The organism is Xanthomonas sp. NCPPB 3442 (genome assembly GCF_056725145.1).
In genome coordinates, this window is the sequence record NZ_CM161514.1 from 1,412,247 (window position 1) to 1,426,234 (window position 13,988).

Below are 13,988 nucleotides of genomic sequence, written 5' to 3' on the forward strand. Positions count from 1 at the left end.
TGTGCTCAGCGGCTGCGTGCGTTGCGTTGCAACCACGCGTGTACGTCGGCGGTGCCACCGACGCGAAAGCGCGCGCTGGTCTGTGCGCGATCGCCGACCAGCACGCTCCAGCCGCCGAGCCGGTTGGCGGCGTCGAAGCCGAATTCGTCAGTGAGGTCGTCGCCGACGAACACCGGGGTGCGGCCGGCGAAGGTGCCGTGCTGCATCAGCTGCTCGACCGCCAGACCCTTGTTGCTGCCTTCGGGCACGAATTCCACCACGTGGTCGCCTGGCTGGAGGCGATAACCGGAAAGCTGTGCGATTTCCTGCTGCGCGAAGGCGAGCACCTCGGGGCCGGCCTGCGGTCGGGCGCGCCAGTGCAGCGCCACGCTGGCACCCTTGTCTTCGACCAGCACGCCTGGATGCTGGTGCGTCAGCGCCGCGGCACGTTGATGCAGGCCGTGCAGCCACTCGGACGTGTCCTGCGGCATGGCCGCGCGTGCCGCGAGATCGCTACGCAGTTGGTGCCCGTGCAGACCGGCGGCCGGCAGCAGCAATGGCGCGAACAGGGCGTCCAGCTGGGCAAGCGGCCGGCCGCTGACCAGCGCAACGGCGCCGTTGAGACGCTCGCTCAGCAGGCCGATGGCCTCGCGCACTTCGGGCAATAGCTTCACCGCCTCGGGGCGGTCGGCAAAGTCGATGAGGGTGCCGTCCACGTCCAGAAACAATGCACAGGCATCGTCCAGCAATGGCGGCGACGGTAGGGGGGAATGCGCGTCTGCCATTGCGCTAGTGTGCGCAATGGGGTGTGAGATTCAGGTTATGGAACGGCGGAGATTCGTGAGTCGGGATTGGGGATTCGCACGAAGTACGATGTTTGCCAATCCCGAATCCCGAATCCCGAATCCCGAATCCCGAATCAGAAGCTGTACCGCACCCGCCCATACCAATACGCGCCGTTGCTGCCGATCGGCGAGAGCACGTCGTAGGGCAGGTTGCCGAAGTAGGCGATGTCGTCGATGGAACGGTCCGAGTAGTTGTCCAGGATGTTCTGCCCGCCGATGGCCAGCGTCCATTGCGTGCCCAGGTGATATTCGGCTTCCAGGTCCAGTTGCCACTCGGCGCCGTAGGTCTGGCGCGGCACGAAGCCGCCACCGAAATCGAACACGCGCGTGGCGCTGCCGTAGCGGTTGACGCGGGTCTGCAGGTTCCAGTGCTCGTTGCTCCAGTTCGCGGCAAGCGAGGCGCGGGTGCGCGGTGCGGCGTCGGTGAGCGTGTTGCTTTCTTCCACGCCGAACAGCACGTACTCCGGGTTCAATGCGAGCAACTGGGCCGGGGTGGCGATGATGTTTTCCAACTCGGTCTTGGCGTAGCTGTAGGTGCCGGTCAGCAGCAGGTCGCCGCCGAAGGCGTACTGACGCCAGTTGGCAACCAGCTCGGCGCCGCGGGTGCGGGTATCGGCGGCGTTGAGGAAATAGCTGGCGCTCTGCACCCCGGTGACGCCGTAGTTCTGCTGCACGAAGCTGGTCAGCGCATCGCCGGTGATGTCTTCGGACAGCGCAATGCGGTCGTCGATATCGATCTGGAAAAAGTCCAGCGACACGTCGAAGTGATCGCCCAGCTTGCTGGTGAAGCCCAGGCTGTAATTGACCGACTTTTCCGGCTTCAGATCGGTGGCGCCCAGTCCGCGCGCGATGGGGTTGTTGACCGACAGCAGGCGACCCTGGGTCAGGCGGCCGGCGGCGTCGTAACCGGTGGAAGTGGCTTCATAGCCGATCTGGCTGAGCGAAGGCGCACGCACGTTGTTGGAGATGGCGCCACGCAGCGCAAAGGCCGGTGCAAATGCGTAGCGTGCGGCCAGTTTGCCGGTCCACTGGCTGCCGAAATCCTGGTAATGCTCGTAGCGGCCAGCCAGGTCGGTGGAGAACTTGTCGCCGAACTGGCTGGAGACGTTGGCGTAGGCGCTGGCCACGTTGCGCGACAGGTCGGCTTCGTCCTGCGGGGTGAGCCCGCCGCCGGCCTGCGAGCCGGTGGGACGATCGGTGAACGGGCCGGCCGCGTAGCTGGCCGGATCGCCGGCGTGGGTGCGGTATTGCTCGCGGCGGAACTCGGCGCCGGTGCCGAAGGTATGGGTGGCGCCGGCGGCGTCGAACACGCGGGTCAGGTCGAAATTGCCCACCGTCTGCGCGAAGGCGAAATCACCGGTCTTGAAGCGTGTGGGGCTGCCGGGTCCCAGCGATGCATTGAGCGAATTGCGTAGCCGGTAGGTGAAGTCGTTGCGGCCGTAGTTGACGCTGGCGTCGTAATCCCAGCTGCCCCATTGCCCGCGTGCACCAGCCACGAGTTGCAGGTCGCGATTCTCGCCTTCGGAGATCGGGCGGTAGCCGTTGGGGTAGATCTCGCGCCAGTTGGCGCTGCCGTCCGGGTAACGGAAGTAATTGGCGCCTTCGGTATCGCGCTGGTTGTAGGTGCCGAAGGCGTAGAACTCGCCGCTGGCGCTGAATGGCACCTTGGTGTTGAGCCAGGCATTCAGGCCCTTGTTGGCGCCATCGCCGAGCACGTAATTGCGCTGGCCCCGCAGCGCCAGATTGGCCGGGGTCTGTTCTTCGAACGAGGGAATCTGGTCGAAGCCGGCGCGGTTGGTGGCCTCGCGGTTCTTCAGCTCCAGGCCGACCTTGAAGAAGCCGCCGTCGTCGCCCAGCAGCGTGCCCACTTTTGCGCTGGCATAGCTGGTCTGGCCGTCGGTGACGCGGCGGTCGATCGGCTTCACGTCGGTGTTGTAGGCGCCGAAGCTGGCTTCCAGTTTGCCGCGCTCGGGGTTGTCGTCCAGGATCACGTTGATGACGCCGGCAATCGCATCCGAGCCGTATTGCGCGCCGGCCCCGTCGCGCAGCACTTCGATGCGCTTGATCGCGTTGATCGGGATGGAATTGAAATCCACCGGCGTGGTGCCCTTGCCGATCTTGCTGTCGGTGTTGACCAGCGCCGAGGTATGGCGGCGCTTGCCGTTGACAAGCACCAGCACCTGGTCGGGCGAGAGCCCGCGCAGCTGCGCGGCGCGGATATGGTCGGCGCCGCCGGAGTTGGACTGACGCGGGAAGTTGAAGGAAGGCAGCAGCGCCTGCAGCGCGCTGCCCAACTCGCCGTTGACCACGCCGGCCTTGCGGATGTCTTCGGCGGTGAGCACGTCCACCGGCACGGTGGATTCCAGCACGGTACGGTCGCTGGCACGGGTGCCGGTGACGATCACGGTGTCCAGGGTGGTGGCACCGGCATCGGCCTGCTGGGCTTGCGCGTTGGCGCTGAGCACGGCGGCGATGGCCAGGCCAATCACCGAAAGGGTGGGGCGGGTCATGCTGTTCTCTCTCCTGCAACTGCAACGCGCCGCGCGGTCGGCATCCGGCCGGGCTGGGGCGCAAGGGGGCGGATCGTCCACATTCATCCGGATGGAAAGATATTATCGCGTTGTTCAGGGCGGCGCGAGATGGCACAGTGCGTGCGCGCCGGCATGAGCTGATATCGGCCTTGCATGAGCCTGCCCCAAGTGCCCCCCAGACCTGTTGTGGAGAAGTCGATGAAGTTGCTGCCGTCTTGCCTGCTTGCCGCCATGCTGGCGTTGACCGCTTGCGCCACCACGCCCGGCACCGTGCCGACCGCGACCACTGCCAGCCTGCAGGGCGATGCAGCGCGGCCGGCGGCGGCACGGGGTTGGGTGCGCAGCGAGTTGTATTTCGGCGTGGGCGAAGAATCCGGCCCGGCCGACCGCCCGCAGACCCGCACCATCGACGAAACCCAATGGCGCGCGTTTCTGGACAAGGAAGTGACCCCGCGCTTTCCCGATGGTCTGACCGTGTTCGACGCCTACGGTCAATGGTTGTTCCGCGGCGCAAAGGAGCCGAACCGGCTGGGCACCAAGGTGCTGGTGATCCTGCACGAGGACACCCCGCAACGGCGCAACGACATCGAAGCGATCCGGCTGGCCTGGAAGCAGGCCACCGGACACCAGTCGGTGCTGTGGTCGCGGCAGCCGGTGGAGGTGTCGTTCTGAGTCCGCTGGCCGGCTTGCGCACCGACAGGTCCGTGCAGTTGCCGACCGCCACGCTCGCCAGCGTCGATCGGCGTATGTCGCGCGTCTTCATGCATTGGCGGGCATCGCGTGCGCAGCCGGCGAGCGAGTGTCTGCGCACCGCTTCGAGCCAGCTGCGCATGCGCCTTGGCTTCTTGCATTTGTCGCCCGTCCGCGCCGCTCGCGCACTGTTGGTTGCGATGGCAGGCGGGCTGGCGTTCGGCGCTGCGGCAGACGACACAAGCCTTCGTCTGACGCTGGATGCGCAGACCCGTGCGACCGCCACCTTGGTCGGCCAGCGCCTGCATGTGGTGCTGTCTCCCGGCGATGCCGAACAGTGGTTCGACGCGAATGTGGACGATGGCGAGGGCGGCGTGCAGCTGCGCAGCGACGACTACAACTTCGACGGGCGCCCGGATCTTGCGGTGTCGGCGATGCTGGGTCAGGTCAACGAGGCGGTCTGGGTCTTTGTGTTCGATCCTGCACAGCGCCGTTTTCATGCGCTCGCTGCACCGACGCGCCCGGCGGTGCAGTGCGAGGGATTCTTCAATCTGGTTGCCGATCAACAGCAGCGCAGCCTGACCAGTTCCTGCCGCGGTGGGCCGATGTGGTATGCGGATGTCTACCGCTACGACGCTGGCGGGCGGTTGTACGTTTGGCGGACGCAGCAGCGGATCGAGTCGCCGCAAATCCAGGCGTTGCTGGATTCGGGAAGCGAGGATGGCATGCCGCTGTCGGTGTGGCCGATGTACGACCCGCGCGGCGTCAAGGTGGCAAGCGAAATCGGTACCACGCTCGAGGAACCGATGCCGGTGCAACTGCACGTACAGGTGAGGCGTTTGCCGCTGTACGCCACGCCGACGGCCACCGTCACCAAACGCTATCTGGTGCGCGGCGATCAGGCCGATGCGCTGGACGTCAGCGCCGATGGTACGCGGTTGCAGGTGCGTTATCGCAGCGCCGGCCGCAGCGACAGCGTGGGCTGGATCGAGGTGGATGCGGCGATGCAGTAGCGGGCGATGGCGCCGGGCTGCCTGCTCACGGACAGCCCGACGGCCCCTGGCCACGACACGCTCTGATCCACCGCGCCGCTGTCGTCCCCGCAATGCAGCGGCTACCATCGGCCGACCCCCACGCTTCTCTGGTTCTCATGTCGGCTCCCTCTTCGCGTCCTGCGGCTGCGCCGCGCTGGTTCGTCGCTGGCGATCTCAATGGTTTCTTCGGCCTGGTGGTCGACAACCTGTCTATCCTTGGCTTCATCGCGATGGCCCTGGTCGGCATCTTCCAGTTCCCGGCCGACGTCGTGTTCCAGCGCATGTTCCCCGGCACCGCGTTCGGCGTGCTGGTGGGCAACCTGCTGTACACCCTGATGGCGCGGCGGCTGGCCGCACGCACCGGGCGCGACGACGTCACTGCCATGCCGCTGGGCCTGGATGCGCCCACCAGCATCGGCATGGCGCTGCTGGTGCTCGGCCCGGCATTTGCCGGCTTCAAAGCGCAAGGGCTGGATCCGCAGGCCGCCGCGATCGCCACCTGGAAACTGGGCATGGCCGCGTTGGTGGTGATGGGCCTGCTCAAGCTGGTGCTGTCCTTCGCAGGCGAAGCGGTGACGCGCGCGCTGCCGCGGGCGGCCCTGCTCGGTTCCATCGCCGGTATCGCGCTGGTGCTGATGGGCTTGCTGCCATTGCTGGAAACGCTCCGTTCGCCGGTAGCCGGCTTCGTTACCTTGGGCCTGCTGCTGTATGTGCTGCTCGCCAAGGGCCGCCTGCCGACCAAATTGCCCGGCGTGCTGGTGGCGTTCGTGATCGGCACCGCGTTGTATTACGGGCTTGGCCTGGCGGGATTGGGTGCCCCCGGCTTCGCCTTGCCGGCGTGGAATCCGCCGCAGATCGTGCTGCCGCTGCCGACGCTGGGCTTTATCGACGGCCTGCCGGCCACGGTGGCGTACCTGCCGTTGCTGTTGCCGTTCGGCTTGTTGATGGTGGTGGGCGGCATCAACGTCAGCGAGAGCGCGCGCGCGGCCGGCGACGATTACCGCACCCGCGACATCCTGCTGGTGGAAGCCTTGGCCACGCTGGTGGCCGGCGTCTGCGGCGGCGTTGCGCAGACCACGCCCTACATCGGCCAGCCCGCTTACAAGCACATGGGCGCGCGCTCCGGTTACACGCTGCTGACCGGGGTGTTCATCGGGATCGGCGGCATGCTTGGCGTGATCAGCGGCTTGGTGCAGTGGCTGCCGCTGGCCGTGCTGGCGCCAATCATCGTGTATGTCTCCATCGACATCACCACCCAGGCATTCCAGGCCACGCCCAGGCAGCATGCCGGTGCGATGGTGCTGGGCTTTCTGCCGTCGGTCGCGTACCTGCTGACGATCAAGGCGCCGGGCTGGATTGCACCGGATCAGCTGGTCGCGCTGACCACCAAGGTCGACGGCCACGGGTTGCCGGAGCTGGCAGTGATCTTCGCGCTGGGCAATGGCTTCATCATCACCGCGATGCTATGGATCGCCACGGTGGCGGCGATGATCGACGGCCGCTTGCGACGCGGCGCGGCGTTCCTGCTGGTAGCTGCCGGGCTGACCCTGTTCGGCCTGATCCACTCGGTGGACCCGCGCGGCGGCATCTACCTGCCGTGGTCGCTGCAAGGCCTGGCGCGGGTGATCAGCTGGCAGTTCGTCGGTGCCTATGTGGCGCTGGCGGCGACGCTGCTGCTGCTGTCGCTGCTGCCGGCGCGCAAGGAGGCGTTGCAGTGACTTATCGGATGCGTGTCGTGCAGAGCATTGTGGCTGGCGCTTTGGTGCTGAGCGCTGGCGCCGCATGGTCGGCGTCGTTCGACTGCAAGCAGGCGGGCACGCCGGTGGAAAAGCGGCTGTGCGCGGTGCCGGCGCTCGGCCAGCTGGACGATCAGCTGGATGAGGCCTACCGCGGCGTGCTGGACACCACACCGCGCGCCTCGCTCACCGCAGTGCGCGATCAGCAACGCGCCTGGTTGCGCCAGCGCAATGCCTGCGCGCAGGACGCCAAGGTAGATGCCTGCCTGCAACGCAGTTTGAAGACCAGGGTCGATGCGCTGGGCAAGACACTCGACGCCCAGCAGCAAACGCTGGACCGCATCATCGCCAGCATCCCGAAAACGCCAGCGGACGCTGCGCGCCAGTTGCAGGGCTACGACGCGCCGCTGGCATCGGCATGGCTGGCGTATCTGCATGACTTCGTGCCCGCCGCTGGCGTGGATGCGGCGTTGGCGAGCGCGCGTTTTGAAAGCGCACGCAAGGCGTTGCGCAAGACCGACGATTTCGCAGCGTCCTTGCTCGACGATGTGGAAGGCGCGCCTGCCATGCAACAGCAACAGCGTGTGCTGACCTTGTTGCGCATGTGGATCGAGCGCGAAGATCGTTCCGAGCGGCCGTATGTGCATTGCTTCATCTTCGCTGCAGTGGGCGAGCCGGCTTATGAGGCGTTCGGCCCGCTCTATGGTTCGACACGCGACAGTTTCGCGCCGATCTGCGAGCCGCCCGGTGGGCTGTTCGCGCGACCGAGCTGGAAACAGCTGGATGACGGATTCGCAGGACTGATCGAAGCCTTGAGCAAGGACGCAGGCACCATTCGCTATGCCAGCTACGCCGAGTGGCAGATCATCGCGCTCCGGGCTGCCGTGTCGCCGGCACTGTATCTGCAGCCGGAGTTGCGCAAGCGCTACGGCAACGATCCGGAGCAGGCGATTGCTGCGTGGTCCGGCGACGACAGCGACTGGCCGGCAGCCGAGCGCAACGCTGCGCGCGCGCTGTTGCCGAAGGTGCGCGCAGAGACGGCCGCCTGGCTGGTAAGCGAAAAGCACATGCCGGCCAGGCAGGCCGAACAGGTTGCCGCTGCAATTGTCGCGGCTTGGGTGAACGCGCGATTGGATTTCGCCGGCTAAGCGGCGTGGATCGCGCAGCGAAGCTTCTGCCTCTCCGCTGCAGGGCCCTTGCCCGCCCACCATCGCAGGACACGCTGCAAGTACGTCTCTGTGGCTCCTTGGCGGCATTCATGCCGCCAAGAATCCCACGACGGTGAGACAGCCGGCGAGCCGGGCGCTGCGTTTCCCATGGTTGCGAGCGTAGTGCGTCACGTCCAGCGTCAAGCGGCTCAACGAGCGACACCGTAAATCGATGGAACCACCGCGGCATCCCACGGTCACACACTGGATGCTGTCGATGTCAGGAGTTCCACGATGCAAAGCAAATCCTCGCGCTGGCCGTGGTTGTTGGCGGTCCCCTTGATCGCTGGCGCCGCGTGGTGGCTGTTCAGCGGCCCGCCCGATCCGCAGGGCACCTTGCCTGCACCCATCAGCCGTACCGCCAGTGCCGTGGCCGCTGCGGTCAGCCCACAGCCGACGCCGGCCAGTGGCGAGCCGCGTCATCCGGTGCCGGCAGCATCGGCCGACGCTGCCGATGCTGCGATTCCTGCGTTGGCGCAAAGCGACGATGCCGCGTGGCAAGCGCTGCTGGCGTTGGTGCAGGACGATGACGCGTTGTCGATCGTATTGCGCAAGCACCTGATCGAACGCGTGGTGGTGATGATCGACAACCTCACCCAACCCAGCATCAGCCGCCGTGCCTTGGTGCTGCAGCCGGTGCCTGGCGAGTTGCAGGTGGCCGGCGGAGGCGATCATCCGGTGCTCGATCAGGCCAATGCGGCCCGCTATGCACCTTACGTGGCCGCATTCACCAGCGTGGATGCGCAGGCCATGGCGCGCGGCTATGTGCGCTTCTATCCGCTGTTTCAGCAGGCGTACGCGGATCTGGGCGCGCCGGATCGTTACTTCAACGACCGCGTCATCGATGTGATCGACCACTTGCTGCGCACGCCTGAGCCGACGCAGCCGATCGGCGTGCAACGCGACGACCGTGGCCGCTACCGCTTCGTCGACCCATCGCTGGAATCGCTGTCGGTGGGGCAGAAGGCACTGCTGCGCCTGGGGCCGACGCAAGCGGCTGCAGTCAAGGCGCAACTGCAGCGGATTCGCACGGCCTTGCTGCAGGGGCGCTGAGGCCGCTGGCTTCCCGCTACCGGAGAGCGAACGCCGCATGTCAGGCGACCTGCGGCCTTCGCACCTGGGTGGGTGCGTACGTACACGACGTAACGCTGCACGCGTCGCTCAGGGTCAGGTGGCGTGGTTGCGTGATCGATCGCGGCAATCAGCACCGCGGGCCGCGCCGCACCCTCATGCGGCGCCAGCCTGTTGCGACCGGCCGCAGCGCCCTCGCTGCCGCTGCCTATGCCGCATCCAGCTCCGGGTAATGGCGGAAGATGCCGTTGGTATTGAAGGACACGCGTCGTTCGGACGCCAGATAGGCCGCAACGCGCGGCCGTTGCGCCACGTGCCGCTGCAGCGCCTTCAGCCCTGGCAAGTTTTTGGCCAACGTCGCCATGCGTTTGGGGAACATGTACTCCAGGCCACTCACCAACTGGAACAACGATAGATCCACGTACGAATGCGTGCCGAGCACGTGCGTGCCGCCAGCCTGTTGCAGTACCTGCTCGAAATAGCCCAGGAATTTGGGCAAGCGGTTTTCACGCAGGTCCTGTGCACGCTTGGCCGCTTCGGCTTGTTGGTCTTCGTAATACAGGCCGGTTGCGATCGGGTGGTGCGTATCGTGCACCTCGGCCACCAGATCGGCGATGGTCAGCTGCAATTGCAGCGCCTGTAGCCGCTGTGGTTCCGAATCGGGCACCAATTGCAGCTGTGGCCCGATAAAGTGCAGGATCGCCGCGACCTGTGCCACCACCACGTCGCCGGCTTTGAGAAATGGTGGTGCGAACGGCTGCGCGCCCACCTGCTCGCCCTGCAAAAACGCCGTCATGACCTCGTCGCCCTGGATACGTGCGACATCGGTGTAGGCCGCGCCGGCGTCTTCCAGTGCCAGTCGCACGAATTCGCCGCGGCCTTGCAGACCGGTCCAGTAATACAGCTGATAATGCATGCGCCGCTCCGCATGTCGGGCGCTGCAGGGTAGAAAAACGATGGCTAGACGGGCGTGATCGATGCGTCAGCAGGTTGTGACTCCGCACAGTTCGGTTGTGCCTGCAGCCAGGCGAGCTTGCACGCACGTGGCTGGCGCTTGAGCGCGCACTCCGCGCGCGAAGCGCTGGCGCGGTCCGGGTACCGGTGGCTGGCGAGCAGCTGCACGGGCGGATTGGCACGCGTGTAACGCGCACCAGTGCCACGCAGATGGGCCTGGAAGCGCCGCTCCAGATCGTTGGTAATGCCGGCGTAATAGCTGCCGTTGCGACATAGCAGCAGGTAGAGGTGCCAGGGCTTGGGAGCATCCATCGGCGCATTATCGCCACTCATGCGCGATTGCGCAGCGTGCATGCATGACAGAGCTTGGTGCATTCGCTACCGCCAACGCACCGGGACTGATTAACCGCCTAAGCATTGGTTACTGGACGCTTGGGGCGCCGGCAGACAGCATGCCGTATCGCATCGCTCGGTCGAGCCGGTCTTGTTGCCTGCACGCCAGTCGTGCGGCGCCGGGCCGGTCGCGCGCAGGCGCAGCAGGCGCTGGACGCGGTGGGCCTGGGCATGCGCGGCAACGCGTGGCCGTCCACGCTGTCCGGCGGCCAACGTCGGCCGGTGGCGCCGGCACGTGCATTGGTGCATCGGCCGCGGCTGTTGCTGCTGGACGAACCGTTGGGGCGCTGGATGCATCGAGCCGTATCGTGATGCAGCAACTAATCGTGATGCAGCAGCAAATCGTGCGGTTGTGGCGGCAGCACGGGTTTGCGTTGGTGTTGGTCACCCACGACGTGGCCGAGGCGAGCGCGCTGGCCGATCGCATCGTGGTGCTCGATCACGGCAAGGTCGGCCTGGATGTGGCGGGCCCGTGCCGCATCCGCGTGCGCCCGGGCTGCCGGCGCTGGCGACGATCCAGGCACAGGTGCTGTCGCGTCTGCTGGGCGCGACACAGGTGCCGGAGCCAGCTGCCCCGAAGGCGCAGATGCGCCATGCGGCACCCCGCGAGACGACGGCACAGGAAGCCTCGCCGTTGCAACGCATCCCCCAGCCCCGCGCGTGTGGGGCTCAGCTCCCGCGACCATACCGGCCCCTGCGCGCCGTTTCACCCACCGCCCAGGGCGACACGCGGCGTGGCTGGCGGGTGCGTCACCCTGCGGAAGCCACCAGCACTTACACCGCCACTTACACCGCTTCGCCAAGCCGCCTGGGCAGCGCCGGCCTGGCCGCTTGCATCTCCAGCACCGGCAAACCTTGAAACCTCGCTCGCCAACCGCATCTGCACGGTATCGCCGGCGGTGCCGGCCACCTGTTCAGAGGATCTCCCATGCGGATGGACAAGCTCACCTCGCGGTTCCAGCAGGCGCTGGCCGACGCGCAGTCGCTGGCTGTGGGCCGCGACCACAACATCATCGAGCCGGTGCACGTGCTGGCCGCGCTGCTCGACCAGAGCGGCGGCAGCACGCGCCCGCTGCTGTCGCAGGCCGGCGTCAACGTACCGCTGCTGCGCGAGCGCCTGGGCGAGGCGCTGGACACGCTGCCCAAGGTGTCCGGGCAGGAAGGCAATCTGTCGATCGGCAACGATCTCAATCGCCTGCTCAACCAGACCGACAAGCTCGCCCAGCAACATGGCGACGCGTTCATCGCCAGCGAATGGTTCGTGCTGGCCGCTGCCGACGATGCCAGCCCGCTGGGCGTGGCGTTGCGCGCGGCCGGTGGCGACAAGAAGAAGATCGAAGCGGCCATCGACAAGCTGCGTGGCGGGGAAACCGTGCAGTCTGAAAACGCCGAAGAACAGCGCCAGGCGCTGGAGAAATACACCATCGACCTGACCGCACGCGCCGAGAGCGGCAAGCTCGATCCAGTGATCGGCCGCGACGAGGAAATCCGCCGCACCATCCAGGTGCTGCAACGGCGCACCAAGAACAACCCGGTGCTGATCGGCGAACCCGGCGTGGGCAAGACCGCCATTGTCGAAGGCCTGGCCCAGCGCATCATCAACGGCGAAGTGCCCGAAGGCCTGCGCGGCAAGCGCGTGCTCTCGCTGGACATGGGCGCGTTGATCGCCGGCGCCAAATTCCGCGGCGAATTCGAAGAGCGCCTGAAGGCGGTGCTCAGCGACCTGTCGAAGAACGAGGGCCAGATCATCCTGTTCATCGACGAGCTGCACACCATGGTCGGGGCCGGCAAGGCCGATGGCGCGATGGATGCCGGCAACATGCTCAAGCCGGCGCTGGCACGCGGCGAGCTGCATTGCATCGGCGCCACCACGCTGGACGAATACCGCAAGTACATCGAAAAAGACGCCGCACTGGAGCGCCGTTTCCAGAAAGTGTTCGTGGGCGAGCCGACGGTGGAAGACACCATCGCGATCCTGCGCGGCCTGAAGGAGCGCTACGCGGTGCATCACGGCGTGGAGATCACCGACCCGGCCATCGTGGCCGCGGCCACGCTGTCCAACCGCTACATCACCGACCGCCAGCTGCCGGACAAGGCCATCGACCTGATGGACGAAGCGGCCTCGCGTATCCGCATGGAGATCGACTCCAAGCCCGAAGAACTCGACCGCCTGGAGCGCCGCCTGATCCAGCTCAAGATCCAGCGCGAGATGCTCAAGAAGGAAAAGGACGAGGCCTCGCGGCAACGCCTGGCTGATCTGGAAAGCGATATCGACAAGCTCGAACGCGAGTTTTCCGACCTCAATGAAGTGTGGAAGTCGGAAAAGGCCGCGCTGCAGGGCACCACCAAGATCAAGGAGCAGATCGAGCACGCAAAGCTGGAACTGGAGGCCGCACAGCGCCGCCAGGACTACGCCAAGATGAGCGAGATCCAGTACGGCGTGCTGCCGCAACTGGAAAAGCAGATGCTGCTGGCCAACGAGGTGGAACACCACGATTTCAAGCTGGTGCAGGACCGCGTGACCGCCGAGGAAATCGCCGAAGTGGTGTCGCGCTGGACCGGCATTCCGGTCAACAAGATGCTCGAAGGCGAGCGCGACAAGTTGTTGCGCATGGAAGACGAATTGCATCATCGCGTGGTCGGTCAGAACGAGGCGATCAAGGTGGTGTCCGATGCGGTGCGCCGCTCGCGTGCCGGCCTGTCCGATCCCAATCGTCCCAGCGGTTCGTTTCTGTTCCTGGGTCCCACCGGCGTGGGCAAGACCGAGCTGTGCAAGGCGCTGGCGGATTTCCTGTTCGACAGCACCGAAGCGATGATCCGCATCGACATGAGCGAGTTCATGGAGAAGCACTCGGTGGCGCGGCTGATCGGTGCGCCTCCGGGCTATGTGGGCTATGAAGAGGGCGGTTATCTCACCGAGGCCGTGCGTCGTCGTCCGTATTCGCTGATCCTGCTGGACGAAGTGGAAAAGGCGCACGCAGATGTGTTCAACATCCTGCTGCAGGTGCTCGACGATGGCCGTCTCACCGATGGCCAGGGCCGCACCGTGGACTTCCGCAATACCGTCATCGTGATGACCTCCAACCTGGGTTCGCACCAGATCCAGGAGCTGTCCGGCGACGATAGTGCCGAGGCGTACACGCAGATGAAGGCGGCGGTGATGGGCGTGGTGCAGGCGCACTTCCGTCCGGAGTTCATCAACCGGCTGGACGACATCGTGGTGTTCCACCCGCTGGACAAGGCACAGATCAAGTCGATTGCGCGCATCCAGCTGCAGGGCCTGGAAAAGCGTCTGGCCGAGCGCGGCCTGAAGCTGGACCTGGACGATGCGGCGCTGGAGCTGTTGGGCAATGTCGGCTTCGACCCGGTCTACGGTGCGCGACCGCTGAAGCGCGCAATCCAGTCGCAGGTGGAAAACCCGCTGGCGCAGCAGATCCTGTCGGGCCAGTACGCCAGCGGCGAGACCGTGCGCGTGCGTGCGCAAGGTGGGCATCTGGAGTTTGGCAAGGGGTGATCGTAGGATGGGTCGTCCCGCAGGATGCGGGGT

Annotated in this window: 10 protein-coding genes and 1 pseudogene; 7 read left to right on the top strand and 4 right to left on the bottom strand. The window is 66.1% G+C overall.

Annotated features, from left to right (window positions below; genetic code table 11):
- Positions 1–5: 5 nt before the first annotated feature.
- Together otsB and AC1POX_RS06115 are read right to left on the bottom strand one after the other, a co-directional pair.
- The gene (gene otsB, locus AC1POX_RS06110; protein ID WP_065627904.1) at positions 6–764 is read right to left on the bottom strand and encodes a trehalose-phosphatase; all 759 of its coding nucleotides are present in this window, start codon (positions 762–764) and stop codon (positions 6–8) included.
- Between the two features lie 134 nt (positions 765–898).
- Positions 899–3,334 carry a TonB-dependent receptor plug domain-containing protein gene (locus tag AC1POX_RS06115; protein WP_372356864.1) on the bottom strand — a complete coding sequence of 812 codons (2,436 nt, stop codon included), beginning with the start codon at positions 3,332–3,334 and terminating at the stop codon, positions 899–901.
- Positions 3,335–3,553: 219 nt separating this feature from the next.
- Between AC1POX_RS06115 and AC1POX_RS06120 the strand changes: the two genes are divergently transcribed.
- The 5 genes from AC1POX_RS06120 (at position 3,554) to AC1POX_RS06140 (ending at position 9,076) form a co-directional block, all read left to right on the top strand.
- Positions 3,554–4,027: a DUF3574 domain-containing protein gene (locus tag AC1POX_RS06120; protein ID WP_029820050.1), complete on the top strand. Its 474-nt coding sequence runs from the start codon at positions 3,554–3,556 to the stop codon at positions 4,025–4,027.
- Positions 3,994–5,058 (top strand): XAC2610-related protein, encoded by a 1,065-nt coding sequence (locus AC1POX_RS06125; RefSeq protein WP_071118810.1) that lies wholly within the window; start codon positions 3,994–3,996, stop codon positions 5,056–5,058. Before AC1POX_RS06120 ends, AC1POX_RS06125 begins: the two co-directional genes overlap by 34 nt.
- Positions 5,059–5,195: 137 nt before the next feature.
- Positions 5,196–6,797, top strand: coding sequence for a SulP family inorganic anion transporter (locus AC1POX_RS06130; protein WP_136732868.1), 1,602 nt, complete (start codon positions 5,196–5,198; stop codon positions 6,795–6,797).
- A gap of 8 nt (positions 6,798–6,805) precedes the next feature.
- Entirely contained in the window at positions 6,806–7,963 is a 1,158-nt protein-coding gene (locus tag AC1POX_RS06135; RefSeq protein WP_372357142.1) for a lysozyme inhibitor LprI family protein, read from the top strand.
- Between the two features lie 294 nt (positions 7,964–8,257).
- A complete protein-coding gene (locus AC1POX_RS06140) occupies positions 8,258–9,076 on the top strand; it encodes a DUF3014 domain-containing protein (protein ID WP_277573640.1) in 819 nt (272 codons plus the stop codon).
- 226 nt (positions 9,077–9,302) lie between these two features.
- Here AC1POX_RS06140 and AC1POX_RS06145 read toward each other — a convergent pair whose 3' ends face one another.
- Positions 9,303–10,010 (bottom strand): glutathione S-transferase, encoded by a 708-nt coding sequence (locus AC1POX_RS06145; RefSeq protein ID WP_372356865.1) that lies wholly within the window; start codon positions 10,008–10,010, stop codon positions 9,303–9,305.
- 44 nt (positions 10,011–10,054) lie between these two features.
- Positions 10,055–10,381, bottom strand: a complete 327-nt coding sequence (locus tag AC1POX_RS06150) for a GIY-YIG nuclease family protein (RefSeq protein ID WP_372356866.1) — start codon at positions 10,379–10,381, stop codon at positions 10,055–10,057.
- A gap of 180 nt (positions 10,382–10,561) precedes the next feature.
- Between AC1POX_RS06150 and AC1POX_RS06155 the strand changes: the two are divergent.
- Positions 10,562–11,087: pseudogene (locus tag AC1POX_RS06155) on the top strand (ATP-binding cassette domain-containing protein); the annotation flags it as partial.
- Positions 11,088–11,369: 282 nt separating this feature from the next.
- The gene (gene clpB / locus AC1POX_RS06160; protein ID WP_372356867.1) at positions 11,370–13,955 is read left to right on the top strand and encodes an ATP-dependent chaperone ClpB; all 2,586 of its coding nucleotides are present in this window, start codon (positions 11,370–11,372) and stop codon (positions 13,953–13,955) included.
- The last annotated feature ends 33 nt before the right edge of the window (positions 13,956–13,988 follow it).

Coding starts and splice junctions, on each gene's coding strand:
- otsB (WP_065627904.1), bottom strand. CDS start 764: ATGGCAGACGCGCATTCCCCCCTACCGTCGCCGCCATTGCTGGACGAT.
- AC1POX_RS06135 (WP_372357142.1), top strand. CDS start 6,806: ATGCGTGTCGTGCAGAGCATTGTGGCTGGCGCTTTGGTGCTGAGCGCT.
- AC1POX_RS06140 (WP_277573640.1), top strand. CDS start 8,258: ATGCAAAGCAAATCCTCGCGCTGGCCGTGGTTGTTGGCGGTCCCCTTG.
- AC1POX_RS06150 (WP_372356866.1), bottom strand. CDS start 10,381: ATGAGTGGCGATAATGCGCCGATGGATGCTCCCAAGCCCTGGCACCTC.
- AC1POX_RS06145 (WP_372356865.1), bottom strand. CDS start 10,010: ATGCATTATCAGCTGTATTACTGGACCGGTCTGCAAGGCCGCGGCGAA.
- AC1POX_RS06120 (WP_029820050.1), top strand. CDS start 3,554: ATGAAGTTGCTGCCGTCTTGCCTGCTTGCCGCCATGCTGGCGTTGACC.
- AC1POX_RS06130 (WP_136732868.1), top strand. CDS start 5,196: ATGTCGGCTCCCTCTTCGCGTCCTGCGGCTGCGCCGCGCTGGTTCGTC.
- AC1POX_RS06115 (WP_372356864.1), bottom strand. CDS start 3,334: ATGACCCGCCCCACCCTTTCGGTGATTGGCCTGGCCATCGCCGCCGTG.
- clpB (WP_372356867.1), top strand. CDS start 11,370: ATGCGGATGGACAAGCTCACCTCGCGGTTCCAGCAGGCGCTGGCCGAC.